Raw genomic sequence first — 24,711 nt, 5'->3', positions numbered from 1 at the left:
GATTCGCCGTTTTCGCTGCTCATTTAGTGTTGTTGGCATGACGAACCGGCTAGCGGACGCGACCAGCCCCTACCTGCTGCAGCACGCGGACAACCCGGTCGACTGGTGGCCGTGGTGCCCGGAGGCGTTCGAGGAGGCCCGGCGGCGCAACGTGCCGGTGCTGCTCTCCGTCGGCTACGCGGCGTGCCACTGGTGCCACGTGATGGCGCACGAGTCGTTCGAGGACGCCGAAGTCGCCGCCCACCTGAACGAGCGGTTCGTGGCGGTGAAGGTCGACCGCGAGGAACGCCCGGACGTCGACGCGGTGTACATGGAGGTCACGCAGGCCATGACCGGTCACGGCGGCTGGCCGATGACCGTGTTCCTCACGCCGGACGCGAAACCGTTCCACGCGGGCACCTACTACCCGCCGTCGCCGCGGCCGGGGATGCCGTCGTTCCGCCAGTTGCTGGAGGCGGTCTCGTCGGCGTGGACGACGCAGGGCGACGAGGTGCTGGCGTCGGCTTCCGCTGTCGTGGAGGAGATCTCGCGGCGCGCCACGCCACTGCCGCCGTCCACTGTGGACTCCGAGGCGCTGACCGGCGCGGTGGTGTCGTTGCTGGGCGAGTTCGACCGCCGCAACGGTGGTTTCGGCGGCGCACCGAAGTTCCCGCCGTCGATGGTGGTCGAGTTCCTGTTGCGCCACCACGAACGCACGGGTTCGGTGCAGGCGCTGTCGATGGCGACCGTGACGGCGGACGCGATGGCGAACGGCGGCATGTACGACCAGCTCGGAGGCGGGTTCGCGCGCTACAGCGTCGACGCTTCGTGGGTCGTGCCGCACTTCGAGAAGATGTTGTACGACAACGCTTTGCTGCTCCGCTTCTACACGCACCTGACGCGCGTCACCGGGTCGTCGCGGTATGAGCGGGTGGTGCGGGACACCGTCGGCTTCCTGCTGCGGGAGCTGCGCACGCCCGAAGGCGGGTTCGCGGCGTCGCTGGACGCGGACACCGAGGGCGTCGAAGGCCTGACCTACGTGTGGTCGTACGAGGAGCTCGGCGCGGCGGCGGAGGCCTTCGGCGTCACCGAGGAACCGAACTTCGAGGACGGCAAGTCCACGCTGCGGTTCGTGTCGGAGCCGGGGGAGGACGTGCGGGCGGCGTTGCTGGCGCGGCGTGCCGAGCGCCCGCAACCCGGCCGCGACGACAAGGTGGTCGCGGCCTGGAACGGCATGACGATCGCGGCACTGGCCGAGGCCGGTGCGTTCTTCGGCGAGCCGGCGTGGATCGCGGCCGCCTCCGAAGCGGCCTCGCTGCTGGCCTCCGCCCACCTCGTCGAGGGCCGGCTGCTGCGCACCTCCCGTGACGGCGTCGCGGGCCCGTCGGCGGGCGTGCTGGAGGACTACGGGTGCCTCGCGGACGGCCTGCTGGCGCTGCACCAGGTCACGGGCTCGATCCGCTGGCTCGACCTGGCCTGCGGGCTCCTCGACACGGCGTTGGCGCGCTTCGCCGCACCGGACACCCCCGGCGCCTACTACGACACCGCGGACGACGCGGAGACGTTGGTCCGCCGCCCGGCCGACTCGACCGACAACGCGTCACCCTCGGGTGCGTCGTCGCTGGCCTCCGCCCTGCTGACAGCTTCCTTGCTGGCGGGCGCTGATCGTTCTGCTCGCTACTTCGACGCTGCTTCTGCCGCCGTGACGCGTGCCGGACTGCTGGCCGCCCGCGCGCCCCGGTTCGCCGGCCACTGGCTGACCGTCGCCGAAGCGTTGGTGGGCGGTCCGCTGCAGGTGGCCGTGGTCGGCGCGGGCGATGATCCACGCCGTGCGTCCTTGTGGGCGGCCGCGGTCGCGCACGTGCCGGGAGGCGGCGTCGTCGTGGCCGGTGAACCGTCGTCGGTGCCTCTGCTGGAGGACCGCCCGCTGGTCGACGAGGCACCTGCCGCCTACGTGTGCCGCGGCTACGTCTGCGACCGGCCGGTGGTCACGGCAGAAGCCCTGGTCACTTCGCTGTCGGCGAACACCCTCTGACTGGTTGCAGGCGTAACGTCGGTAACGACGTAATCATGTAATCAGAGGTGATTGAAATGGGACGTGGATGGCGCGGACGAGGAGGCTGGCAGCAGGCTGACCTGCCGTCAGCCGACGACGCGGCGGCCTGGTTCGCGGGCAGGCTGCCCGACGGCTGGTTCACCGGCGCACCCGAGGTCGTCGTCGACCGCGAGGAGATCACGGTCATCGGCACGCTGCCCGCGTTGGAGGGCGAGTTCGACGACGCCTCCCGCGCGGCCGCCGAGTCGGGCCGCATCTCCCGCTGGCGCGAACAGACCCGCGAGGAACGCATCGAGATCGCCCGCCAGGCCGAACACCGCTACGGCCGCAAGGTGGCCTGGGGCGCCGTGCAGGGCGGCACCCGCGAGCTGTTCACGCACCTCGCCGTGCCGGTGATGACGCGCCTGCGCCAGCCGGAGCGCCAGGTGCTCGACACGCTGGTGGCCGCGGGCGTTGCGCGCTCACGGGCCGATGCGCTGGCGTGGGCCGTGCGGTTGGTGGGTGAGCACGCGGACTCGTGGCTCGGTGAGCTGCGGGAGGCCATGTCCAAGGTGGACGACCTGCGGGAGCAGGGTCCTGATCTGACGTGATCGCACCGGGGGCGGGGTGGTGTGCCCCGTCCCCGGCTACCCTGCGGCGTGAGCTTCGCGCGGTCTGCCAGGAAGGCGCTCGACGCCTCGTTGCCGCTGGACCAGCGGTTCACCGGGCTCAAGGGCTGCATCGAGCGCTACCACCCGATCGGTTTCGCCGCGACGATGAGCTTCCTGGAGGCCGTGGCAGGCGACTTCGCGAAGGACCCGGCGGCGTTGCCGTTGGCGGTAGAACTGCTGACGGCCAGCCGGAATGCGTGGCAGGCCGAGGTCCGTGCCTACGCCGTGCTGCGACGGCGGGCCAAGCGGCTGGGCTACCGGGTGCCGCACCCGGCCGCACCCAACCCGAGCAAGCCGTCGCACTGGTACGGCGCACGGCGGGAGGCGGCGTTGCACGCCGTCTGGTTCTGGTACTCGAAGGGCGACGTCGCCGACGTCGACCTGCACTGCCTCGCCTCCGCGCTCGTGCGGCGCGGCCGGCTCACCGGGGTGCAGCTCGCGATGTTCGACGAGGTGCACACCGGGTTGCGGCAGCGCCTCGCCGCCGTCGACGGCCCCGGCGACCTCGGGCGCTACCACGAGGTGAGGCAGTTGCTGGTGCTCGCCGGGCACATCGCGGTCGTCACGGGCCGGTCTTGAGCGCTGTTGGCAGGAGGGCTCGCACCTCCTCGATCGTCGTGGCCTCCGCCGGGTCCTTGTCCGGGCGGTAGCGGACCACGCGGGCGAACCGCAGGGCCACGCCGCCGGGGTAGCGCGGCGAGACCTGCACGCCGTCCAGCTCGATCTCGATGACGAGCTCCGGGCGGACCATGACCACCCAGTCGTTCTGCTCGGTGGCGATCTCCTGCAGGGCTTTGGTCTGCCACGTGAGCAGCTCGTCGGTGAGGCCCTTGAAGGTCTTGCCGACCATGACCGGCGGGCCGCCGTCCGGGTCGCGGGCGCCCAGGTGCAGGTTCGAGAGCCAGCCGCGGCGGCGGCCGGAGCCCCATTCGACGCCCAGGACGACCAGGTCGAGGGTGTGGACGGGCTTCACCTTCTGCCAGGCGCGGCCGCGCCGGCCGGCGGCGTAGACCGAGGACAGCGACTTCACCATCACGCCTTCGTGGCCTGCGCCCAACGACGCCGCCACCACCGCGTTCGCCTCGTCCGGTGACGGGTCGAGGGCGCCGGGGATGACGTGCTCGCCCGCGACGGTGCGCAGCGCGGCGAGGCGGTCGCGCAGGGGTTCGTCGAGCAGGTCCTTCCCGTCGAGGTGCAGGCAGTCGAAGAAGTACGGGTGCAGCAGCAGCTCGCGTTCGTCCTGCGCGCCGAAGCGGCTCATCGTCTCCTGGAACGGGCGCGGGCGGCCCTCGTCGGTCAGCGCCAGCGTCTCGCCGTCCAGCACGACAGAGGTGCACGGCAGGCCGCGGACGAGCTCGACCAGCTCCGGCACGGTCTTGGTGATCTCGCGCAACGTCCGGGTGTAGATGTGCACCTCGTCGCCGTCGCGGTGCACCTGGATGCGGGCGCCGTCGAGCTTGTGCTCCACCACGCAGCTGCCCAGCTCGGCCAGGGCCTCGTCGAGCGACTCGGCGGGGGAGGCCAGCATCGGGCGCAGCGGGCGGCCCACCTCCAGGCGGAACGCCTCCAGCGCCTCCGCACCGCCCTCCAGCGCGGTCACCGCCGTCTCCGGCAGGCGGCCGGACAGCATGAACGCGCGGCGGACCGTCTCGCCGGGCACGTCCGCGGCCGAGGCGATCGCGTCGAGCATCACGCCCTCCAGTGCGCCCTGACGCAGCTCACCGGTCAGCAGGCGGCGCAAGAAGTCCTGCTCGGCGGCCGTCGCCCGGCTGAACAGGTCAGTCAGCAGGTCCACCCGGCGCCCGGCGGAGCCCTTCCCCGAGGTCGTGGCGACAGCGCCTAAAGCGGCATCCACCTCGGCGACCGTCAGCGCCGCCTGGTCGGCCGCGGGAACGGACAGGTCCAGGACCGTCCGCCAGCCAGCGCCGATGCGGCCCTGCCTGGGCGTGCCGATGAGGAAGGACACAACGGCGAGCACGACATCGGCCGTCGCCCCGCGCAGCAACGCGGACAGCGCCTTGACCTTGGCCAGGCGCGACCGGGTCGCCGCGACCGCGGCGGAGGTGTCGACCAGTTCGGAGAGGAGCACGGTCCCATGGTGCACCCGTGCACTGACAATTTCTCGAGACGCGGACTAGGCTGGGCCCGACATCCGCTCTACCTGGGGGTTTACCTCGCCATGCGAGCCATCAAGATCATCGCTGCCGCCCTGCTCGTCGCCGCTCTCGCCGCCGTCACCGTCAGCGTGACCGCTGGTCAGGCCCGCGAGCACATCCTGCAGGGCAGCAGCGTGGCCGAGAAGCGCGAGCACATCCTCTAGCCGATCAGGCGACGGCCGCGATCTCCCGGACCGCTTCCCGCAGGCGGTCCGGCGTCAGCGACGCGTAGCCCACGACCAGTCCCGGCCACAGGGGCGTGCGCGTGTACTGCGCGAGTGCCCACACGTGCACACCTCGCGCCTCAAGTGCGTCCTTCAACGCGATGTCGTCCGACCCGTCCGGCATCCGCAGCACGACGTGCAACCCGGCCGCGACCCCGATCGGCTGCCACGACGGCAGGTGTTCCGCAACGGCCTCCAGCAACGCATCCCGCCGTTTCCGGTACAGCGCGCGCGTACGCCGCAGATGCCGGTCATAGCCCCCGGTTCGCAACAGGTGCGCGAACGCCGCCTGCGGGATCGTGCCGGTGCCCATGTCGTTGTACTTCTTGCGGTTCACGATGTCCGCGCGCAGCCGCTCCGGCACCACCAGCCACCCCAGCCGCAGCGCCGGCGCCAGCACCTTGCTCGTCGTCCCCTGGTACACCACGTGGTCGGGTGCCAGCGCCTGCAACGCCCCCAGCGCCGGCCGGTCGTAGCGGTGCTCGGCGTCGTAGTCGTCCTCGATGATCAACCCGTCCCGCTCGCGCGCCCACTCCACCAGCGCCCGCCGCCGTTCCGGGTGCAGCACCATGCCCAGCGGGAACTGGTGCGCCGCCGTCACCAGCACCGCCCGGCAGTCCGTTTTGGACAGGAGATCGACGCGGATCCCCTTGTCGTCAACGGGAACCGACACCGGGTTGAGTCCGTGTGACCGGAGCAGGTCCGCGCCGCCGAAGTGGCTGGGCTCCTCGATCGCGATGCTGCCGTTCAGCAGCCGCGCGGTCAGCTGCAGCCCGTCCGCCGAGCCGTTCGTGATCACCGCGTCGCGTGCCACCACCGCGCGCACCCGTGCCAGGTAGTCGACGATCTCCTTGCGCAGCCCGAGAAACCCGGCCGGGTCCGGGTACGCCAGGTCGTCGTCCGGCAGCTCGGCCAGCGCTGCCCGGTGCGCCGCAACCCAGTCGGCGCGCGGGAAAGCGCTCAACGCGGGCAGCCCCGGCCGCAGGTTGTACCGCCACCGCCGCGGTGGTTCCGGCACCCCGCACACCCCGGCCGGCCCGAGCGCCGCGACCGTCGTCCGGACCCGCCTCGCCGTGAGGTAGCCCTCCGCCACGAGCTGCGTGTACGCCGACGTGACGGTGCCGCGCGACGTCGAGCTGCGCGGCCAGGTCGCGCGACGACGGCAGCGCGTGCCCGGCGTGAGGCGCCCGTCCCGGATCGCCCGCCGCAGCGCCGCCTCCACGCCACGGCGCCGCTGGTGCTCCGGCAACAGCAGCTCGCGGAAAGTGGTCCAGTTCGCAGCCATTGAAGTGGAGCTTAAATCTGGACCAGTCCGGAGCAAAGCTCTGCTGCATGAGACTCGGTGTGGCCGCGGGAGCGACAGCGGCAACGATCGTCGGCGCGTCGGTTCCGATCACGGGAATGCTGGAGGGCTACCCGGTTCTGACCGGTCAGGCCATGCGGTACGCGCTGGCCGCGGTGATCCTGCTGCTGGTCGCCCGCCGCCTGCCGAGGCCGGCCTGGCGCGACGTCTTGCCGCTGCTCGGTGTGGTCCTGACCGGCATGCTCGGCTTCAACGCCGTCCTGCTCGCCGCCCAGCAGTACGCGGAACCCGGTTTCGTCGCTGCGGTCATGGGTGCCTCACCGATCGCCCTCGCGCTGCTCGCCCGCCAACGGTCGTTGGCCGCCATCGTCGGCGCAGTGGTGGTGGCCGCGGGCGTGGTGGTGTTGTCCGGCGGTGGCGCGTGGCACGGTCCCGGCCTGCTGCTGGCCCTGCTGACGATGGCCGGCGAGGTGTGCTTCACGCTGTTCGCGGTGGGTGTCGTGAAACGGCTCGGCGTGCTCGGCGTGGCGACCTGGACGTGCATCATCGCGGCCGTGATCGGCTCGGTCCTCGGCACGTTCGTCGGCGGCTGGCAGGTCCCGAACACGACGCAAACGCTCGCGCTCGTGTCGCTCGCCGTCCTGGTCACCGCGCTGGCGTTCGGCCTCTGGTACTTCTCCGTGAACCGCCTCGGTTCCGACCGCGCGGGAGTGCTCATCGGCCTGATGCCGGTCGCCGGGCTCGCGGCGTCCGTGCTGCTCGGCGTGCAGGACCTGACGTTCGTGTCCGTGGTCGGCGTCGTCACCGTGACCCTCGGTTGTGCCATCGCGTTGTACAGGGGCGTCGGCGGTAAATCGCGTGCGACCGAGGAACCGGCGCCAATAGCGTTGGCCCAGTGACCGACGCTGCCGCACTGCTCCGCGCCTACGACTCCCAGGCCCGCCCGGCCGAGTGGGAGAACATGATCCCCGGCGCCCCCGTCCACCGCGACGGCCCGCTCCACCGGGTGGAGGGCCCGCGCGGCGGCAACGTGGCGGGCCTGCCCGACCTGGGCGTCACGGGTGCCGAGCTCGACGCCCTGATCCTGCGGCAACGCGACGTGTTCGCCGCTCTCGGCTTGCCCGTCGAGTGGAAGACCTGGTCCCACGACCACCCCGCTGACCTGCCGCAACGCCTGGAGGCCGCCGGATTCGCCGCCGAGGACCGCGAGACGGTGATGGTCGGCCTCGCCGAGGAGATGACGGCCTCGGTGGAGCTCGCCGGCGTGACGCTGCGGGAGACGCGGGACGAGGCCGACGTGCGGCGGATCGGCGACTGCCTGAGCGAGGTGTGGGGCAAGGACTGCAGCGCGATCGCCGACCGGCTGATGTCCATCAAGGACGACCCGGACGTGGTGATCGTGGTCGCCGAGGCCGAAGGGCTCGTGGTGTCGTCGGCGCGGCTGGAGGTCGTGCCGGGGACGGAGTTCGGCGGGATGTGGGGCGGGTCGACGCTGGAGAGGTGGCGCGGGCGGGGAATCTACCGGGCGCTGGTGGCGCACCGGGCACGGATCGCGGTACAGCGCGGCATCAAGTACCTGCAGGTGGACGCCTCGGAGGACTCGCGGCCGATCCTGGAGCGACTGGGGTTCGTGGCGGTGACGACCACGACGCCGTACGTGTGGCGGCCGTGACGCACTGAACCGCGCGAATTTCGCAGTGACGCGTATCGTGGAAGCACGTGCGGTTCATCGAAGGGCATCGACCCTCTTACGACCTGACCTACGACGACGTCTTCCTCATCCCCGGCCGCAGCGCCGTGGAGTCCCGGTTCGGCGTCGACCTGTCCACCTCGGACGGCACCGGCGCCACCATCCCGATCGTCGTGGCGAACATGACGGCCGTGGCCGGGCGCAGGATGGCCGAGACCATCGCGCGGCGCGGCGGGCTGGTGGTCATCCCGCAGGACGTGGCCACGGAGGCCGTCGCGGAGATCATCGAGTGGGTCAAGGAGCGGCACCCGGTCTGGGACACGCCGCTCACCCTCACCACCGGTGACGCCGTGGCGGACGCGTGGAACCTCATGCACAAGCGCGCGCACGGTGCGGTTGTCGTCGTCGACGACGGTGGACGGCCCATCGGCGTGGTGGACGAGGCGGCGTGCACGGGCGTCGACCGGTTCGCGCGCATCGGTGACGTGATGAACACCGACATCGTCCAGCTGCCGCTCGACACCAAGCCGCAGGACGTCTTCGAGCAGCTGCACCACAGCACGCACAAGATCGCGCTGGGCGTGGACGAGCAGCAGCGGCTGCGTGGCGTGCTGACCGAGCTCAGCGCGTTGCGGGCGGAGATCTACAAGCCGGCGGCCGACGACGACGGGCGGCTGCGGGTCGCGGCGGCGGTCGGGGTCAACGGCGACGTCAAGGCCAAGGCCGAGGCGCTGCTCAAGGCCGGGGTGGACGTGCTGGTCGTGGACACCGCGCACGGGCACCAGGAGAAGATGATCAGCGCGATCCGGGCCGTGCGCGAGGCCAGCCCGACCGTGCCGATCGCCGCGGGCAACGTGGTCACGAAGGAAGGCGTGCGCGACCTCGTCGAGGCCGGTGCGGACATCATCAAGGTCGGCGTCGGGCCCGGCGCGATGTGCACCACCCGGATGATGACCGGCGTGGGCCGGCCGCAGTTCAGCGCGGTCGCGGAGTGCTCGGCGGAGGCGCGCAGGCTCGGCAAGCACGTGTGGGCCGACGGCGGTGTGCGGCACCCGCGCGACGTCGCACTGGCGCTGGCGGCGGGCGCGAGCAGCGTGATGGTCGGCAGCTGGTTCGCCGGCACCTACGAGTCGCCCGGTGACCTGCAGCGCGACGAGCGCGGGAACCTGTACAAGGAATCCTTCGGAATGGCGTCGAAGCGGGCGGTCACGGCGCGGACCAGGAGCGACAACGCGTTCGACCGGGCCAAGAAGGGCCTGTTCGAAGAAGGCATCTCGACGTCCAAGATGCGGTTGGACCCGGCGCGCCCGAGCGTGGAGGACCTCCTCGACGCGATAACGTCCGGAGTTCGTTCGGCCTGCACGTATGCGGGTGCGACCTCGCTGGAGGAGTTCCACGACAAGGCAGTTCTCGGCATCCAGTCCGCTGCGGGGTTCGCGGAAGGGCGGCCGCTGCCAGGGGGTTGGTGAGAGATGGACGACGCGGTTTCCGTCAGTGAACTCCGCAAAGTCTACAAACCCGGACAAAAACCCGCGGTGGACGGATTGAGCTTCACCGTCCGCCGCGGTGAGGTGTTCGGTCTGCTCGGCCCGAACGGAGCAGGCAAGACGACCACGGTCGGCGTGCTCACCACGCGCGTCCGCCCCACCTCGGGGCAGGCGCTCGTGGAGGGCGTCGACGTGGTCGCCGACTCGAAACGGGCGCGGCAGCTGCTGGCGGTCGTGCCGCAGCGCAACAACCTCGACCGTTCGCTCAACGCACGGCAGAACCTGCTGTTCCACGCGGCCTACCACGGCATCGGGCCCGCGGAACGCAAGAAGCTCGCCGACGACATCATCGAGCGGATGGGCCTGAAGGACCACCAGAACGCACTGGTGGACACGCTTTCCGGCGGCCAGGCGCAACGGCTGATGATCGCCCGCGCGCTGATGCACCGGCCGAAGGTGCTGTTCCTCGACGAACCCAGCACCGGCCTCGACCCGCAGGCCAGGCTCTTCGTCCACGAACGCGTCGCCGCACTGCACGCCGACGGCGTCACGGTCGTGCTGACCACGCACGACATGGACGAGGCCACGAAGCTGTGCGACCGGGTCGGCATCGTCGACCACGGCAAGCTGCTCACCCTCGACACGCCCGCCGAGCTCACGAAGAGCCTGCCGGGCAGCAACACCGTCAGCGTCACGGTGAGCCCGAACGGCCACGAGCCCGCGAAGATCACCCAGGCCTTGTCCGAAGTGGACGGGGCACAACGGGTCGAGGAGGTCGGTGGCATGTACCGCGTCTACACCGACGCCGACACCTCCGTCACGCTGCCCGCGGTGCTGAACGTGCTGCGCGACCTCGACGTGGTCGTCAGCGACGTGGCGATCGGCAAGCCCAGCCTGGAAGACGTCTTCATCCACCTGACCGGGCGGGAGCTGCGGTGAGCCAGTTGCGCACGTTCAACGCGATCCTGTGGCGCGACGTGTTCGTCACCGGTCGCGAGCTGCCGAGCTTCCTCGCGCAGGTGATCATCCAGCCGTTCTTCATCCTCTTCATCTTCGCGAAGGTGCTGGGGGACATCGGGTACGTCCAGGGCGACTTCGCGCAGGTGCTGCTGCCCGGCATCATCGCGATGAACGGGTTCCTGGGCGCGTTGCAGAACACGACGCTGCCGCTGGTGCTCGACTTCTCCTGGACCCGCGAGATCGAGGACCGGCTGCTGGCGCCGATCTCGATCCCGCTGGTCGCGGTGGAGAAGATCGTGTTCGGCGCGGTCCGCGGGTTCTTCGCGGCCGTGCTGATGGTGCCGGTCGGGTTCGTGATGCTCGACGTGTCCTGGCAGTGGTCCGGGATCCCGGGGGCGCTGCTGGTGATCGTCTTGGGCTGCCTGGCCGGCGGGAGCGTCGGCATGGTCATCGGCACGTCGGTGCCCGCGCGCCGGGTCAACGTGATGTTCGCAGTGATCCTGACGCCGTTGCTGTTCACGGGTTCCTCGCAGTTCCCGTGGCGCTCGCTCAGCGACGACCTGCTGTGGTTCAAGGTGATCTGCGCGCTGAACCCGTTGACGTACGTGAGCGAGGGCATGCGTGCGGAGCTGGTGCCGGAGGTGCCGCACATCCCGTTGCCGGTCGTGCTGCTCGTGCTGGTCGTGGCGATCGCCGGTTTCGGCGGGCTCGGCCTGCGGGGCTTCATGAGGCGAGCGCTCGACTAGGGAGCCGGACGCGAAACAGCCCCGCGCAATGGCTTTGCGCGGGGCTGTTCGTCTGTTCAGGACTTACGAGACGTAGTCCTCTTCGAGCATCTCGGTGACGAGCGCCGCGATCGGCGACCGCTCCGAGCGGGTCAGGGTGACGTGGGCGAAGAGCGGGTGGCCCTTCAGCTTCTCGATCACCGCGGCCACGCCGTCGTGCCGGCCGACCCGCAGGTTGTCGCGCTGCGCCACGTCGTGCGTCAGCACCACCCGCGAGTTGCTGCCCAACCGCGACAGCACGGTCAGCAGCACGTTGCGCTCCAGCGACTGCGCCTCGTCCACGATCACGAAGGAGTCGTGCAGCGAGCGGCCGCGGATGTGGGTGAGGGGCAGGACCTCCAGCATCCCGCGGTCCAGCACCTCCTCCAGCACCGCCTGGCTCACCAGCGCGCCGAGCGTGTCGAACACGGCCTGCGCCCACGGCCCCATCTTCTCGTTCTCGGTGCCCGGCAGGTAACCGAGCTCCTGGCCACCGACCGCGTAGAGCGGCCGGAAGACCACGACCTTGCGGTGCTGCCGTCGTTCCATCACCGCCTCGAGACCGGCGCACAGCGCCAGTGCCGACTTGCCGGTGCCCGCACGTCCGCCCAGCGAGACGATGCCGACATCGGCGTCGAGCAGCAGGTCGAGCGCAATCCGCTGCTCGGCGGACCGTCCGTGCAGTCCGAACGCCTCCCGATCTCCGCGCACCAGCCTGATCTGCTTGTCCGCGGTCACCCGGCCCAGCGCACTCGAGGTGCCCGCCAGCATCCGGAGTCCGGTGTGGCAGGGCAGCTCGGCGATGTGCGCCAGGTCCTCGTACTGGGTCGGGTCGACGACGTTCTCCTTGAACAGGCTGTCCACCAGAGACTGTGGAACGTCCAGATCGGACATTCCCGTCCAGCCCGACAGGGTGACGTCGTGCGCCCGGTACTCCTCCGCCGGCAGGCCGACCGATCCGGCCTTGACCCGCAGCGGCATGTCCTTGGTCACCAGGGTGACGTTGCGCCCCTCAGCAGCGAGGTTGAGGGAGCACGCGAGGATCCGGGCGTCGTTGGAGTCCGTTCGGAAACCTGATGGCAACACCTCCGGGTCGGAGTGGTTGAGCTCGACGTGCAAGGTGCCTCCCAGATCCCCGATGGGGATCGGCGAATCGAGGCGACCATGCCGCAAGCGCAGGTCGTCGAGCAGGCGCAGGGCCTCCCTCGCGAACCAGCCCAGTTCGGGGTGGTGGCGCTTGCCCTCCAGCTCGCTGATCACCACGAGCGGGAGCACGACCTCGTGCTCCGCGAACCGGGTGGGAGCGAGCGGGTCGGACAGCAGTACCGACGTGTCCAGCACATATGTCGTGATGGCCGGAGCGGCGGACTTGCGCCTGGAGGAGGAACTGCGCGATGAGCCTGAGGTACGGCTCGCGGGACGTCGTGCGTTCACGGCAACTCCCTCACGAACGCGGCACCCGCGTCCGCTCCTCGCTGGGCCAGGCACAACCCTGATTGATCGTCTCGCCGGACGCCGTGAGGCGTCAGGCAGGTCGACCACGAGGGCCGGGTGCCGGCCCCCTCGCGACGTTGTCAGTCACGATCAGGACCTCCCTGCGCGGTCCGCAGTGGTCGCGTCCCGCCACTTTCGAAGTTACCTGCGGAAGTGCCCCGTATGCATGAAGCCACACAGGTGAATCCGAACTTGTCATCTGCGCGAAAACTGGACGAAACGTGTGCGCAGCGATGTTCACGCAGCAAGCCACGACACCCCGTCGCGCACCTGGTCCTCCAACGATTTCGGCACGAGCGGCTCGTCGAGGAGTCTCAGATATCGGGACTCGAGCGGCTCGCCGGGCGCGCGGACGTCGAGCCAGGCCCTGACCAGGCGAACTCCCTCGACGTACGTCGTCGTGTACGCGCGCCACAGCGGATCGGCCAGGAAGCGCACCATCTGCCGGGCCCGGCGTTCCGGCACCAGCAGCCACCTGCGCAGATGCGCGACCACGTCGTCCTGGTCCGCACCGCGGTCGTGCAGCATCAGCGCCGCGTCCTGCCGGACGGTGAGCAGCCCGGCGGCGGCGAACTCGACCTTTTCGGACAGTTCGCCGTCCATTCGCAACCCCAGGTCGCGCATGATCTCCTCGGTCCAGCGGCCCCAGCCCTGGCCGACCACGGCGTGCAGGCCCAGGTCGGCCATGCCCTCGGCCATCAGGCACTGCGGCGTGTTGATCAGGAAGATCGACTGCTCGGCGTGGCCGCGCCGGTGCACCAGGCCCGCCTCCTTGCGGCAGTGCTCGGTGTGGTGGCCCGGATAGGACTCGTGCGCGACCAGGTGCGGCAGGTTCGACATGCGGTGACCCATGTCGGCGTTGATCGCGACCTTGGACCGGTAACCGCCCAGGTAGTAGTTGAAGCCGCTCCACGGCTTGTTCGTGACGATCTGGTACTCGACGATCTCCTGCTCGGGCAGCGCGTACCGGTGCCGGACGCGGTCCCGCAGCGCGCTGGACAGGGCCTGCACGCAGCCCTGGAGCCGTCGCGGGGACACTTCGTCGGTGTCGCGGAAGTCCGCCAGCCGGTCGCCCAGCGAACCGCGCCCGGCCAGCAGCACGTCGAGGTCGCGGTGCGCCTGGGCGTAGGCGTCCTCGTCACCGGGGCGGATGCGGACCTGGAAGTACTGCTCCACCTCGTCCACGAACGAGATGTGCTCGCCGGCGAGCTTGCGCGCGTTGCACTCCATGGCCCTGAGGTGCGCATCGAGGAACTGCTGGCGTTGCGGGCTCAGTTCGCTGCCGTCGAGCTCCTTGCGCAGCTGCCGGGCGTGCGTGGCCAGCGCCCTGGGGTCCAGGCGCGGCTCGTTGTCGACCATGCGGCTCAGCGCCGGGTCGCCCGTGTACGAGTCCACGAACCCGGCCCTCAGGCGCCCGAGCCGCAGCCCCAGCACCAGGTACCCGCGCACCAGCTCGCCTTCGTCCATGAGCAGGAGAGCGTAGAGCCTCTACCACAACGGCCTGGTCACGACCGTTTCCGAAATTGAAAACCACCTGATGGGGTAGTTTGTTGATCTTGGTATCACACAATGGGGTCAACGGCACCGCTATTCGAGTTGTTCCCGGGTAAATTTCCTGCACGAGGACCCCACCGTCCGGAGATCCCCGAAGACTCCGGAAATGACGGGGATAACCCGACATTAAGGAGATAGACGTGCTGAAGAAGACTGCCGCGGCGGTTGCCGCCGCTGCCGCTCTGACGCTCGCCATCGCACCGGCGGCTCTCGCGGGCGAAGGCCACGGCCACGGCCACGGACACGGTGACGGTCACAGCCACGGCGGCGGGCACGGCCACCACTGGTACAACGGCGGCCTGCTGTCCGCGCTGAACGGCAACAACGTCAACGCCACCGTGGGCGCCTGTGGCAACAACGTCGGCGTGCTCGGTGCCGCGGTGCCGATCAACTCGCCGTCGATCACCGGCACCTGCGCCGCCGGCGGCATCGTCGACGAGGGCTGATTTCTTCGGCTCGCCTTTCTGGAGCGTCATTCATCGACGCGTCCAAGGCCATTTTCTTGTGCTTGACCGATGTGAGGAGAAAATCGTGCTGAAGAAGGTTGGAGCGGCGCTGGGAGTGGCCGCCGCACTCATGGTCGTCGGCAGCCCGGCGATGGCTGACCCCGACTACACCTGGCACAACGCGCCGCTGCTGTCGGTGCTGAACGCCAACAACGTCAACGCCGTCGTGGGTGCCTGTGGCAACAACGTCGGTGTGCTCGGTGGCGCGGTGCCGATCAACTCGCCGTCGATCACCGAGACCTGCGCCGCCGGCGGCATCGTCGACGGTGACGACCTCAACCACTGGGGCTGGGACGACTGATCTCAGTCACCTGAGCCCGAACGGGGCGCCCACCTCCGCGGTGGGCGCCCCGTCTCGCGTTCGTCAGCTGCCGTAACGGCGGTGGCGCTTGGCGTACTCGCGCATCGCCCGCAGGAAGTCCGTGCGCCGGAAGCCGGGCCAGTACGCCTCGCAGAACCAGAACTCGGAGTGCGCGGACTGCCACAGCATGAAACCGGACAGCCGCTGCTCACCGGACGTGCGGATGATCAGGTCCGGATCCGGCTGCCCCGAGGTGTACAGGTGCTCGGCGATGTGGTCGACGTCCAGCACCTCGGCGAGCTCCTCGATCGTCCCGCCGCGCTCGGCGTGCGCCTGCAGCAGCTTGCGGACCGCGTCGGCGATCTCCTGCCTGCCGCCGTACGCCACCGCGACGTTGACCTGGATGCCCGTCCGGCCCTTGGTCCTGGCGGCCGCCGTCGTGAGCCGCTCGGCGTGCTCCTTCGGCAACATGTCGATCGCGCCCACGTGCCGCACCCGGAACGGGTTGCCGTCCGCGGCCAGCTCGTCGGTGATGTCGGCGATGATGTCCAGCAACGGCGCCAGCTCTTCGGTGGGCCGGTTCAGGTTGTCGGTGCTCAGCATCCAGAGCGTGACGACCTCGACCTTCGCGTCACCGCACCACGCGAGCAGCTCGAGGATCTTCCTCGCCCCCGCCCGGTGCCCGTGCGCGACGTCCGTGAACCCGGCCTCACGCGCCCACCGCCGGTTGCCGTCGAGCACGACGCCGACGTGCTTGGGCACCTGTGTTCCGCTCAACTCACGCCGGAGAATCCACTCGTAGAGGTGGATAGCGACGTCTTTCACACGGGTGCGGAGTGCCACGTCCGAACAGCGTACGCCGTGCGGAGTTCATCACTGAGCTGTGGTCAGAAACCTACGGTCGCGTAACCTAAGGGCTTGTGACCACCGCGCCCCTTCCCCCACAGCCCGGACTGCGGCCGCGCCTGCGTGGATGGCTGCACCTCTGGTCCTTCGTCGTCTCCGTGGCCACCGGCGCGACCCTCATCGCCCTGGCAGCGTCCACAGTGTCCGCCCGCGCGGCACTGGCCACCTCCGTCTACGGCTTGACGGTCCTGGGCCTCTTCGGCGTCTCCGCGCTCTACCACCGCATCACGTGGAAGTCCGACCGCGTGCGCACGTGGATGAAGCGCCTGGACCACTCGATGATCTTCGTGTTCATCGCCGGCACCTACACCCCCTTCGCCCTGCTGGCCATGAACCCCCCGACCGGCCGCGTGGTGCTGACCGTGGTCTGGGTCGGCGCACTGGCCGGCGTGACGCTGAAACTCGCCTGGCCGCACGCACCGCGCTGGCTGGGCGTGCCGATCTACATCGCACTCGGCTGGGTGGCCGTGTTCGTGCTGCCCGAGCTGCTGCACCACGCCGGGGTGGCCGCACTCGTGCTGCTGCTGGTGGGCGGGCTGCTGTACACCGTCGGGGCGGTGTTCTACGCGACCAGGTGGCCGAATCCTTGGCCGCAGGTGTTCGGGTACCACGAGTTCTTCCACGCGGCGACCGTGGTGGCGGCGCTCTGCCACTACATCGCCATCTGGCTCGCGATGTACTCCTGATTTCCGCTCAGCCGGGGCGCTCGGAGTGACCGAGCGCCCCGGCTGAGCGTTCAGCGACCGCCGCGGGCCATCCGCAGCACGTCCAGCGCCTCGTCCAGCTGCTCCTCCGACAGCTTCGAAGGCACGTGCCCGCGCTCCAGCACCACCGCGCGGATCGTCTTGCGCTCCTTCAGCGACTGCTTGGCGATCGACGCCGCCTCCTCGTACCCGAGGTACCGGTTCAGCGGCGTCACGATCGACGGCGACGACTCGGCGTACTCCCGCATCTGCTCGACCTGCGGTTCGGCGCCGGCGAGCACCTTGTCGGCGAGCAGGCGGGCCACGGCGGCGAGGAGGCGGGAGGACTCCAGGACGTTGCGGGCGATGACCGGGAGCATCACGTTCAGCTGGAAGTTGCCCTGGGAGCCCGCGAAGGCGACTGCGGCGTCGTTGCCGATGACCTGGGCGACCACCATCATCGTGGCCTCGGAGATGACCGGGTTGACCTTGCCCGGCATGATCGAGGAGCCCGGCTGGAGGTCGGGGAGGGCGAGTTCGCCCAGGCCGGTGCGGGGGCCGGAGCCGAGCCAGCGGAGGTCGTTGGCGATCTTGAACAGCGCCACGGCGGTGGTGCGGAGCTGGCCGGAGATCTCGACCACGCCGTCCTGGGTGGCCTGGGCCTCGAAGTGGTCGCGGGCCTCGGTCAGCGGCAGGCCGGTCACCGAGGCGAGCTCACCCGCCACCAGGCCGCCGAAGTCCGCGGGAGCGTTCAGGCCGCTGCCCACGGCGGTGCCGCCGATCGGCAGTTCGGCCAGGCGCGGGATCGAGGCGTTCAGGCGTTCGACGCTGTAGCGGACCTGGGCGGCCCAGGCGCCCGCTTCCTGGCCGAGGGTGACCGGTACGGCGTCCATCAGGTGCGTGCGGCCGGACTTGACCAGGTCCGACCACTCGAGAGCGCGCCGGGAGAGCACCGACTCCAGGTGTTCCAGTGCGGGGAGCACGTCGGTCACCACGGCTTCGGTGGCGGCCACGCGCAGGGTCGTGGGGAACGTGTCGTTGGACGACTGGGAGGCGTTGACGTGGTCGTTCGGGTGCACGTCGCGGCCGAGGGAACGCGTCGCGAGGGTGGCGATGACCTCGTTGGCGTTCATGTTCGACGACGTGCCGGAACCTGTCTGGAACACGTCGACCGGGAAGTGCGCGTCGTGGGAACCGGAGGCGACCTCGTCGGCGGCTGAGGCGATCGCGCCGGCGACGTCGTCGGGGAGGACGCCGAGGCGGGCGTTGACGCGGGCCGCCGCGGCCTTGAGCAGGCCCAGTGCGCGGATCTGGGCGCGTTCCAGGCCTCGACCGGAAATCGGGAAGTTCTCGACCGCGCGTTGGGTCTGGGCGCGCCACAATGCGTCGACCGGCACGCGGACCTCGCCCATCGTGTCGTGCTCGACGCGGTACTCCTGTTCAGACATACCTCCGAGTCTCTACGCTCGATCACAGCACTGCCACCCACCACTGGCAGAAGGGCACCACTCATGGAGCGTGACGTCGACCTCCTCATCGTGGGCGCTGGTCCCACGGGGTTGTTCGCCGCTTACTACGCAGGCTTCCGGGAACTGAAGGTCGCACTCGTCGACGCCCTGCCAGAGCCGGGCGGCCAGGTGACCGCGATGTATCCGGAGAAGATGATTTTCGACGTGGCGGGCTTCCCCGCCATCCGCGGGCGCGACCTCGTCAACGGCCTCGTCGAGCAGGCGGGGCAGTACCGGCCCACCTACCTGCTGGGCCGCCAGGCGCGCACCTGTGAGTCCACTGAGGACGGACTGCGGGTCGGCCTCGCGGACGGCACCACGATCACCGCCGGCGCTGTGCTCATCACCGCCGGCATGGGCGAGTTCAACCCGCGCCCGCTGCCCGCCGGCGACGGCTGGCTGGGGCGCGGCATGGTGCACTTCGTCCCGGTGCTCGCCGAACACGCCGACCAGCACGTCGTCATCGTCGGCGGCGGCGACTCCGCGTTCGACTGGGCGCTGGCCCTGCACCCGATCGCCGCGAGCGTCACGCTGGTGCACCGCAGGGCGAACTTCCGCGCCCACGCCGCCACCGTGCGCCAGGTCCGCGAGCTCGGCATCGAGATCATCACCGACGCCGAGGTGCTCGCACTGCGCGGCACGCCGCTGTCCGAAGTGGACGTCAAGGTCAAGGGCGAGGACGTCAAGACCCTGCCGGCACAGGCGGTCGTCGCCGCGCTCGGCTTCACCGCCGACCTCGGCCCGATCGAGTCGTGGGGTCTCGAGCTGGACCACCGCGCGGTCGTCGTCGACACCACCATGCAGACCAAGATCGAGCGGGTCTACGCGGCCGGTGACGTCGCCCAGTACCCCGGCAAGGTCAAGCTGATCGCGACCGGCTTCGGCGAGGCGGCGACGGCGGTCAACAACATCGCCGTGGCGCTCAACCCCGGCGCTCACCTGTTCCCGGGGCACTCCAGCAACGCGGGCTGATCCGTGCGCACCCGGCGCCGCTACGGCAGCGGCGCCGGGTCGTGCTTCGCGATGGCCTGGAAGATGATCGACGTCCGGAACCCGACGATCTCCTTGCGCTGGCTCAGCCGGTCCACCAGGAACGCGTGCAGGTGCTCGTTGTCCTGCGCGCTGACGTGGATCACGAAGTCGTCGCTGCCCGCCATCACGAACACCGACTGCACCTCCGGCAGTCCCGCGGCGAAGTTCTTGAACGCGTCGATCACCGCCCGGCTCAGCGGCCGCACCTGCACCGACACCAGTGCCTGGACCGAGCGGTTGAGCGCGATCGGGTTGATGTCGGCGTGGTAGCCGCGGATCACCCCGCGCTCGCGCAGCAGCCGGGTGCGCTCCAGGCACGTCGAGGGCGCCACGCCGACCTTGCGGGCGATGTCGCGGTTCGACTGCCGGGCATCGCGCTGCAGTTCCCGCACGATCGCCGAATCAAGTTCGTCCATCCCGCTCCTTGGACCGGCCTGCCGAACAACGTTCGACCAGGCGCCCGCAACCATGGTCATCAGCCTAACTTCGCTCACTGAAGCTGGCGGAAGTTCGGGGAGGACGCAAGATGTGGGAACACGAACAGCTGGTCGTGCGCACCGGCCGGCGCTCGGGGATGACCACGATGGTCGCCATCCACTCCAGTGAGGCGGGCCCGGCGGTCGGCGGCTGCCGGATGAAGGCGTATCCGACGATCAACGACGCCGTCACGGACGTGCTGCGGCTGTCGAAGGCGATGACGCTCAAGTGCGCGGCGGCCGGGATCGCGCACGGCGGTGCCAAGAGCGTCATCGTGGTCGACCGGCCGCTCACGCCCGAGCTGCGGCGCGCGGTGCTGCTCGACCACGCCGACCTGATCAACTCCTTCGGCGGGCAGTACCAGGCGGGCCCGGACGTCGGCACCGGGCCGGACGACATGGTGGTGCTGCGCGAGCTCACCCCGCACGCCTACTGCCTGCCGGAGGAGCACGGCGGCACGGGCTCGTCGAGCGGTCCGACGGCGCGCGGGGTGCTGGCGGCGTTGGGTGCGGCGGCGGAGAAGGTGTTCGGCAGCGCGGACCTGACCGGCAAGAAGGTCGTGATCAGCGGGTTCGGCTCGGTCGGTGAGCTGGTCGCGCGCGGGCTGCCGGGAGCGGACGTGCTGGTGTCCGATGTGGACGGGAGCAGGCGGACGGACGAGTTCGGCTGGGTGGCGCCGGAGGAGGCGTACACGACGAGCGCCGACGTGCTGGTGCCCGCGGCGGTCGGCGGGGTGCTCAGCCCGGAGGTCGTGCGGGCGCTGGACGTCCGGCTGGTCGTGGGGCCGGCGAACAACCAGCTCACCGACGACTCGGTCGCGGGCCTGCTGGCCGAACGCGGGATCGTGTGGGTGCCGGACCACGTGGCCAGCGCGGGCGGGGTGGTCTACACGCTCGCCCGGGAGGACGAGGGCCTGGACCACGAGTCGGCGCTCGAGCGCGTGGACGCCATTGCCGGGACGGTGCGCCGCTTGCTCGCCTGACGCCGTGGCAGACCGGTGCCGGTCCCGCGGTGGGAGCAAGCCGGGATCGGCGCTGGCGCTGCCCAGTACCCTGGATCCAAATGACGGGTTGTGCGTGTCAGGGGGACGCGCAGCGAGCAACCCCTGGGGGATCTGTGATTCACGTTTTCTGGGCCGACGTGGTGCCCGGCATGCCGTGGTGGGTCGGGCCGACGACGCGGGAGCGGCCGCGCACGGTGTACTGGCAGCCGCTCGCCGACCTGGTCGAACGCCGGGTGAACGCGGCGGTCGACACGGCGCGCTGGGGCGGTGACGTGCTGGTCGAGCTGACGTTGCCGGAGCGGCTGGTGCCGGACGTCGCGTTCACGCCGGGCTTCGCGGTCGTGCAGCTGGCGCTGCCGGACGCGCTCAACACCACCCGCGACGTGGAGCTGGTGGTGGCGGCGCTGGAGGACGGCGTGCACGCGGCGGTGGACCGGGTGGCCAGGCGGCTCGGCGTGGAATACCGGCGCACCAACAGGAAGCCGGACGACCTGGCACACCCGCGCCGGCTGGACACGCTGGCGAAGCGGTTCGGCGGAACGGTCGCGCTCGTGTCACCCAAGATCGAGGAGTTCCCGCTCGACGCGGACGAGCTCGCGTGGGAGGGCTTCGAGGGCTGGCGGGCGGTCAGGCCCAACCTCGCCACCCCCGGCCGGCTGGTGTCCGATGTGGACTTCAGCAGGGTGGAGATCCCGGCGCTGCTCGACGACCTCGCGCTCAACGAGGAGACCGCGCTGGTCCTGGCGGGCGAGGAGCTCGAACGGCTGGCAGGCTGGCTGCCCACCGGGCTGGCGGGCCGCGCCTCCGTGCTGGGACGCGACAACGGCAGCTGGTGGGCAGCCATCGGTTGAGGTGGTGCCTGGACTACGGCAGCACCTGGACCTTCTCGCCGACAATCAGGTTGTCGTAGAACACCTGGGATGCATCAAGCGTCATGCGGATGCACCCGTGCGACTGGACAGCCGTGTCGCCCTGGTGGAACGCGATACCGGTCGTGGTGAAGTACACCGCGTTCGGCATCGGTCCGTTGTAGGGGACACTCCAGTCGTTCTTCACCTTGCGCAACACCGAGAACGTGCCGACCGGGGTCTCGTACCCCGGTTTGCCGTGACTCACCTTCACCGGGCCGTAGCTCGTCTGTCCGTTGTAGACCAGCCACGCCAGGTTCGAGTGCTTCTCCAGGCACGCTCCGTTGTAGACGGTGCATCCCGCCAAAGCCTGGGCGGGCGCGGCAGTTGCCGCGAAACCGAGGAGCAGGAGCACCGTCGTGATCAGAACTCGCATCCTCATCACCCCTCGGTGATGGGATAACCACTGCGCGGTGACTTCAATCACCGGCGGAAGCAATCAGGCGACGACCTGCACCATGTCGCCGACGGCGAGGGTGGTGAAGTAGTGCTGAGCCGCCGCCGGCGCCAGGTGGATGCACCCGTGTGAGAGCTCGGTCAGCGATCCCTCGTGGAACGCGATGCCGCCGCTGGTGAAGTAGGTCGACCACGGCATCGGCCCGTTGTACGGGATGCTCCAGTCGTCCTTCACCTTCCACAGCACCGGGAACTTCCCGACCGGCGTCTCGTGGCCCTTGCGGCCGTGGGTGATCGGCACCGGGCCGTAGGTGATCTTGTCGCCCTGCACGAGCCAGGTCTGGTTCGTGGAGAGCTGGATGCACGCGCCGTCGCTGATCTCGCACGGCGTGGGCTTCACGACCGGCGGTGGCGGCGGGGGAGGAGGCGGCGGCGTGGACGAAGACGTCGGTGTGGATGAGGAAACCGCCGGGGGAGGAGTCTGCGGATCCGCCTGCACCGCGCCAGAAGCGCACCCCGCCACCGACATCAACGCGACCGCCGCAATCAGCATCCGCATCGCACACACCCCCTGTGTTGGATCCCTTGTCGATGTAGACGACGGGGGGATCACCGGGGTTGCAACGCGGAAGGCCCGCCTCCCATAACGAATGGAAGACGGGCCTTCGGAATGCGTTTACTGGCCGTCAGCGACTACAGGGTTTAGACGGCACCGGCGTACTGGCTGATCCACGAGCGGTAGTACGGGACGTCCACGTAGATCGACGGAGCGGTCGCGCAGGTCGCGCCACCACCGGAGCGGCTGGTCGCGCCGATGAGCTCCCAGCGGCCGTTCACGGACTTCACCTGCGGGCCACCCGAGTCGCCGTAGCAGGCGCCCTTGTTGCCACCGGTGTTGTTGGTGCAGATCTCCGACGCACCGCTGATGCCGGCGCAACGGCTGTCCGTCACGATCGACGTGTTCAGCTCCTGCAGGGTGATCGGAGCGCCACCGCAGCCGCGGGTCGGGCAGGTCTGGCCCCAGCCGATGATGCGGGTGGCGGTGCCGACCGGGCCGGATGCGGCCGACACGGCGGCGGGCGCCTGGCTGACCGAGGTGTTGAGCTGCACCAGCGCCAGGTCGGCCGACGGGTGGTTGACGATCCGGGACGCGCCGGTGACCGTGCCGCCGCTGGTGCGGTTGGTCGTGCCGATGCGCGTGCGGACCGACGCCGCCGACGAGCCCTGGACGCAGTGCTTCGCCGTCACGACCCAGTTGGCCTTGATCAACGTGCCACCGCAGAAGTGGCTTCCGGAGGTGCTCTGCAGGGAGACCATCCAGGAGTAGACCTGGGTCGCGTTGCCGCCACCCACGATCATCGGCGAGACCTCGCCGTCAGCGGTGGGGGTCGGGGCCGCCGTCGCCGAGACGGCCGAGGCGAGCAGAGCGCCCGCGGCCACGACGACTGCGGAGAACAACGAACGTGCCCTCATCGTTGAGTTCCTTTCCTGAACCCGGCGCAGGGTTGCCGGGGTCAGGAGCGAAACTAAGGACGGAGGTCACACTGTCACTAGGGTCACTCGTCTGGTTACCGAGCGTTCACAGTTCACAGTGAATGCGACGTCACGGCAGCGGCTGCTGCACGTGCTCGGGGAAGTCGAAGTCGACGCTGGCGTATTCCCGCAGCTTGTGCAGGCTGTGGAACCCGTCGATCATGCGCACGGTGCCGGACTTCGACCGCATGACGATCGACTGGGTCGTGCAGCCGCCCGCGCGGTAGTGCACGCCGCGCAGCAGGTCGCCGTCGGTCACGCCGGTCGCGCAGAAGAAGACGTTGTCGCCCGAGACGAGGTCGTTCGTCGTGAGCACGCGGGACAGGTCGTGGCCCGCGCCGATCGCCTTCTCGCGCTCCTCGTCGTCCTTGGGCCACAGCCGGCCCTGGATCGCGCCACCGACGCACTTCAGCGCCGCCGCCGCGATGATGCCCTCCGGCGTGCCGCCGATGCCCACGAGCATGTCCACGCCCGAGGTGGGCCTGGCCGCCGCGATCGCCCCCGCCACGTCGCCGTCGGAGATGAAGTGGATGCGGGCACCGGCCGCCCGGACCTCCTGCACGATCTTCTCGTGCCGGGGCCGGTCGAGGATGCAGACGTTCACGTCGGACACGTCGCTGTGCTTGGCCTTCGCGACCCGGCGGATGTTCTCCGCGAGCGGCGCGGAGATGTCGATGACGTCGGCCGCCTCCGGGCCCACGGCCAGCTTCTCCATGTAGAACACGGCGGACGGGTCGAACATCGCCCCGCGCTCGGCCACCGCGAGCACGGCCAGCGCGTTCGGCATGCCCTTGGCCATCAGCGTGGTGCCGTCGATCGGGTCGACCGCGACGTCGCACTCGGGGCCTTCGCCGTTGCCGACCTCCTCGCCGTTGAACAGCATGGGCGCCTCGTCCTTCTCGCCCTCGCCGATCACGACGACACCGCGCATCGACACGGTGTGGATCAGCTTGCGCATCGCGTCGACCGCGGCGCCGTCACCGCCGTTCTTGTCGCCGCGTCCCACCCACCGGCCGGCGGCCATGGCCGCGGCCTCGGTGACGCGCACGAGCTCCAGCGCCAGGTTCCGGTCCGGGGCTTCGCGACGTCGTTCCGCGGGGGTGTTCACCATTGCGCGCCTCCATGCGACTACTCAGCGTGC

26 protein-coding genes are annotated in these 24,711 nt (G+C 70.1%); 15 read left to right on the top strand and 11 right to left on the bottom strand.

All coding sequences use genetic code 11. The features are described 5' to 3' along the window. Positions 1-37: 37 nt before the first annotated feature. From BBK82_RS09995 to BBK82_RS09985, 3 genes are read left to right on the top strand one after another with little or no spacing between them, the layout of a single operon-like run. Positions 38-2,014: a thioredoxin domain-containing protein gene (locus tag BBK82_RS09995; RefSeq protein ID WP_065914751.1), complete on the top strand. Its 1,977-nt coding sequence runs from the start codon at positions 38-40 to the stop codon at positions 2,012-2,014. Positions 2,015-2,070: 56 nt separating this feature from the next. Next, positions 2,071-2,625, top strand: coding sequence for a hypothetical protein (locus BBK82_RS09990; RefSeq protein WP_065914750.1), 555 nt, complete (start codon positions 2,071-2,073; stop codon positions 2,623-2,625). A gap of 48 nt (positions 2,626-2,673) precedes the next feature. After that, on the top strand, positions 2,674-3,264 hold the full coding sequence (locus BBK82_RS09985) for a hypothetical protein (protein ID WP_065914749.1): 591 nt from the start codon (positions 2,674-2,676) through the stop codon (positions 3,262-3,264). Here the strand turns inward: BBK82_RS09985 and BBK82_RS09980 are convergent. Continuing rightward, on the bottom strand, positions 3,248-4,774 hold the full coding sequence (locus BBK82_RS09980) for an ATP-dependent DNA ligase (protein ID WP_065914748.1): 1,527 nt from the start codon (positions 4,772-4,774) through the stop codon (positions 3,248-3,250). The two genes, BBK82_RS09985 and BBK82_RS09980, sit on opposite strands and share 17 nt — an antisense overlap. A gap of 90 nt (positions 4,775-4,864) precedes the next feature. Between BBK82_RS09980 and BBK82_RS50075 the strand changes: the two genes are divergently transcribed. Then, the gene (locus BBK82_RS50075) at positions 4,865-5,005 is read left to right on the top strand and encodes a hypothetical protein (RefSeq protein WP_154697223.1); all 141 of its coding nucleotides are present in this window, start codon (positions 4,865-4,867) and stop codon (positions 5,003-5,005) included. Positions 5,006-5,009: 4 nt separating this feature from the next. Here BBK82_RS50075 and pdxR read toward each other — a convergent pair whose 3' ends face one another. Continuing rightward, a complete protein-coding gene (gene pdxR, locus BBK82_RS09975) occupies positions 5,010-6,350 on the bottom strand; it encodes a MocR-like pyridoxine biosynthesis transcription factor PdxR (RefSeq protein WP_065914747.1) in 1,341 nt (446 codons plus the stop codon). A 47-nt stretch (positions 6,351-6,397) separates the two neighbouring features. On the opposite strand from pdxR, the gene BBK82_RS09970 reads away from it, so the two are divergent. Genes BBK82_RS09970 through BBK82_RS09950 form a run of 5 tightly spaced genes read left to right on the top strand, consistent with a single transcriptional unit; the run spans position 6,398 to position 11,251 of the window. Beyond that, complete coding sequence (locus BBK82_RS09970) at positions 6,398-7,267, top strand: DMT family transporter (protein WP_065914746.1); 870 nt, start codon at positions 6,398-6,400, stop codon at positions 7,265-7,267. Further along, a complete protein-coding gene (locus tag BBK82_RS09965) occupies positions 7,264-8,040 on the top strand; it encodes a GNAT family N-acetyltransferase (RefSeq protein ID WP_065914745.1) in 777 nt (258 codons plus the stop codon). The genes BBK82_RS09970 and BBK82_RS09965 overlap by 4 nt, the downstream gene beginning before the upstream one ends. Positions 8,041-8,087: 47 nt before the next feature. Next, positions 8,088-9,527: a GuaB1 family IMP dehydrogenase-related protein gene (locus tag BBK82_RS09960; RefSeq protein WP_065914744.1), complete on the top strand. Its 1,440-nt coding sequence runs from the start codon at positions 8,088-8,090 to the stop codon at positions 9,525-9,527. A gap of 3 nt (positions 9,528-9,530) precedes the next feature. Continuing rightward, positions 9,531-10,484, top strand: a complete 954-nt coding sequence (locus BBK82_RS09955; protein WP_065914743.1) for an ABC transporter ATP-binding protein — start codon at positions 9,531-9,533, stop codon at positions 10,482-10,484. After that, positions 10,481-11,251: an ABC transporter permease gene (locus BBK82_RS09950; RefSeq protein ID WP_065914742.1), complete on the top strand. Its 771-nt coding sequence runs from the start codon at positions 10,481-10,483 to the stop codon at positions 11,249-11,251. The genes BBK82_RS09955 and BBK82_RS09950 overlap by 4 nt, the downstream gene beginning before the upstream one ends. Positions 11,252-11,314: 63 nt before the next feature. Here BBK82_RS09950 and BBK82_RS09945 read toward each other — a convergent pair whose 3' ends face one another. Beyond that, complete coding sequence (locus tag BBK82_RS09945) at positions 11,315-12,622, bottom strand: PhoH family protein (RefSeq protein ID WP_418287505.1); 1,308 nt, start codon at positions 12,620-12,622, stop codon at positions 11,315-11,317. A 378-nt stretch (positions 12,623-13,000) separates the two neighbouring features. Beyond that, positions 13,001-14,230, bottom strand: a complete 1,230-nt coding sequence (locus BBK82_RS09940; protein WP_065914740.1) for a DUF885 domain-containing protein — start codon at positions 14,228-14,230, stop codon at positions 13,001-13,003. Positions 14,231-14,457: 227 nt separating this feature from the next. Between BBK82_RS09940 and BBK82_RS09935 the strand changes: the two genes are divergently transcribed. Then, positions 14,458-14,763 carry a hypothetical protein gene (locus BBK82_RS09935; protein WP_065914739.1) on the top strand — a complete coding sequence of 102 codons (306 nt, stop codon included), beginning with the start codon at positions 14,458-14,460 and terminating at the stop codon, positions 14,761-14,763. Positions 14,764-14,848: 85 nt separating this feature from the next. Further along, positions 14,849-15,124: a hypothetical protein gene (locus BBK82_RS09930; protein ID WP_065914738.1), complete on the top strand. Its 276-nt coding sequence runs from the start codon at positions 14,849-14,851 to the stop codon at positions 15,122-15,124. 63 nt (positions 15,125-15,187) lie between these two features. Here BBK82_RS09930 and BBK82_RS09925 read toward each other — a convergent pair whose 3' ends face one another. Further along, positions 15,188-15,916 carry an isoprenyl transferase gene (locus tag BBK82_RS09925; RefSeq protein WP_418287504.1) on the bottom strand — a complete coding sequence of 243 codons (729 nt, stop codon included), beginning with the start codon at positions 15,914-15,916 and terminating at the stop codon, positions 15,188-15,190. 128 nt (positions 15,917-16,044) lie between these two features. Here BBK82_RS09925 and trhA point away from each other — a divergent pair, with 128 nt between their 5' ends. Then, the gene (trhA, locus tag BBK82_RS09920; protein WP_065914736.1) at positions 16,045-16,716 is read left to right on the top strand and encodes a PAQR family membrane homeostasis protein TrhA; all 672 of its coding nucleotides are present in this window, start codon (positions 16,045-16,047) and stop codon (positions 16,714-16,716) included. Between the two features lie 50 nt (positions 16,717-16,766). Here the strand turns inward: trhA and BBK82_RS09915 are convergent, their stop codons facing one another. Beyond that, a complete protein-coding gene (locus BBK82_RS09915) occupies positions 16,767-18,161 on the bottom strand; it encodes a class II fumarate hydratase (RefSeq protein ID WP_065914735.1) in 1,395 nt (464 codons plus the stop codon). A gap of 63 nt (positions 18,162-18,224) precedes the next feature. Between BBK82_RS09915 and BBK82_RS09910 the strand changes: the two genes are divergently transcribed. Then, entirely contained in the window at positions 18,225-19,193 is a 969-nt protein-coding gene (locus tag BBK82_RS09910) for an NAD(P)/FAD-dependent oxidoreductase (protein WP_065914734.1), read from the top strand. Between the two features lie 20 nt (positions 19,194-19,213). On the opposite strand, the gene BBK82_RS09905 is transcribed toward BBK82_RS09910, so the two are convergent. Further along, complete coding sequence (locus BBK82_RS09905; RefSeq protein ID WP_065914733.1) at positions 19,214-19,669, bottom strand: Lrp/AsnC family transcriptional regulator; 456 nt, start codon at positions 19,667-19,669, stop codon at positions 19,214-19,216. 110 nt (positions 19,670-19,779) lie between these two features. On the opposite strand from BBK82_RS09905, the gene BBK82_RS09900 reads away from it, so the two are divergent. Further along, positions 19,780-20,712 (top strand): Glu/Leu/Phe/Val dehydrogenase dimerization domain-containing protein, encoded by a 933-nt coding sequence (locus BBK82_RS09900; RefSeq protein WP_065914732.1) that lies wholly within the window; start codon positions 19,780-19,782, stop codon positions 20,710-20,712. Between the two features lie 134 nt (positions 20,713-20,846). Then, on the top strand, positions 20,847-21,584 hold the full coding sequence (locus BBK82_RS09895; RefSeq protein ID WP_065914731.1) for a hypothetical protein: 738 nt from the start codon (positions 20,847-20,849) through the stop codon (positions 21,582-21,584). A 13-nt stretch (positions 21,585-21,597) separates the two neighbouring features. On the opposite strand, the gene BBK82_RS09890 is transcribed toward BBK82_RS09895, so the two are convergent. The 4 genes from BBK82_RS09890 to glpX all read right to left on the bottom strand — a co-directional run bounded on the left by BBK82_RS09890 (position 21,598) and on the right by glpX (position 24,681). Beyond that, entirely contained in the window at positions 21,598-22,017 is a 420-nt protein-coding gene (locus BBK82_RS09890; RefSeq protein ID WP_237048114.1) for a L,D-transpeptidase, read from the bottom strand. A 63-nt stretch (positions 22,018-22,080) separates the two neighbouring features. Next, on the bottom strand, positions 22,081-22,596 hold the full coding sequence (locus BBK82_RS09885) for a L,D-transpeptidase (RefSeq protein WP_237048113.1): 516 nt from the start codon (positions 22,594-22,596) through the stop codon (positions 22,081-22,083). Positions 22,597-22,739: 143 nt separating this feature from the next. After that, entirely contained in the window at positions 22,740-23,510 is a 771-nt protein-coding gene (locus tag BBK82_RS09880) for a S1 family peptidase (protein WP_065914729.1), read from the bottom strand. Between the two features lie 130 nt (positions 23,511-23,640). Beyond that, a complete protein-coding gene (gene glpX / locus BBK82_RS09875; RefSeq protein ID WP_065914728.1) occupies positions 23,641-24,681 on the bottom strand; it encodes a class II fructose-bisphosphatase in 1,041 nt (346 codons plus the stop codon). Between the last annotated feature and the right edge of the window lie 30 nt (positions 24,682-24,711).

Origin of the sequence: Lentzea guizhouensis (genome assembly GCF_001701025.1) — a bacterium.
Lineage (GTDB): Bacteria > Actinomycetota > Actinomycetes > Mycobacteriales > Pseudonocardiaceae > Lentzea > Lentzea guizhouensis.
This window is presented reverse-complemented; position numbering and strand designations above follow the sequence as displayed.

Excerpts from the sequence above, each read along its gene's own strand:
- BBK82_RS50075 (WP_154697223.1), top strand. The coding sequence starts at position 4,865 with ATGCGAGCCATCAAGATCATCGCTGCCGCCCTGCTCGTCGCCGCTCTC.
- BBK82_RS09880 (WP_065914729.1), bottom strand. The coding sequence starts at position 23,510 with ATGAGGGCACGTTCGTTGTTCTCCGCAGTCGTCGTGGCCGCGGGCGCT.
- BBK82_RS09910 (WP_065914734.1), top strand. The coding sequence starts at position 18,225 with ATGGAGCGTGACGTCGACCTCCTCATCGTGGGCGCTGGTCCCACGGGG.
- pdxR (WP_065914747.1), bottom strand. The coding sequence starts at position 6,350 with ATGGCTGCGAACTGGACCACTTTCCGCGAGCTGCTGTTGCCGGAGCAC.
- BBK82_RS09970 (WP_065914746.1), top strand. The coding sequence starts at position 6,398 with ATGAGACTCGGTGTGGCCGCGGGAGCGACAGCGGCAACGATCGTCGGC.
- glpX (WP_065914728.1), bottom strand. The coding sequence starts at position 24,681 with ATGGTGAACACCCCCGCGGAACGACGTCGCGAAGCCCCGGACCGGAAC.
- BBK82_RS09900 (WP_065914732.1), top strand. The coding sequence starts at position 19,780 with ATGTGGGAACACGAACAGCTGGTCGTGCGCACCGGCCGGCGCTCGGGG.
- BBK82_RS09905 (WP_065914733.1), bottom strand. The coding sequence starts at position 19,669 with ATGGACGAACTTGATTCGGCGATCGTGCGGGAACTGCAGCGCGATGCC.
- BBK82_RS09995 (WP_065914751.1), top strand. The coding sequence starts at position 38 with ATGACGAACCGGCTAGCGGACGCGACCAGCCCCTACCTGCTGCAGCAC.
- BBK82_RS09955 (WP_065914743.1), top strand. The coding sequence starts at position 9,531 with ATGGACGACGCGGTTTCCGTCAGTGAACTCCGCAAAGTCTACAAACCC.
- BBK82_RS09885 (WP_237048113.1), bottom strand. The coding sequence starts at position 22,596 with ATGCGGATGCTGATTGCGGCGGTCGCGTTGATGTCGGTGGCGGGGTGC.
- BBK82_RS09940 (WP_065914740.1), bottom strand. The coding sequence starts at position 14,230 with ATGGACGAAGGCGAGCTGGTGCGCGGGTACCTGGTGCTGGGGCTGCGG.
- BBK82_RS09915 (WP_065914735.1), bottom strand. The coding sequence starts at position 18,161 with ATGTCTGAACAGGAGTACCGCGTCGAGCACGACACGATGGGCGAGGTC.
- BBK82_RS09890 (WP_237048114.1), bottom strand. The coding sequence starts at position 22,017 with ATGCGAGTTCTGATCACGACGGTGCTCCTGCTCCTCGGTTTCGCGGCA.
- BBK82_RS09990 (WP_065914750.1), top strand. The coding sequence starts at position 2,071 with ATGGGACGTGGATGGCGCGGACGAGGAGGCTGGCAGCAGGCTGACCTG.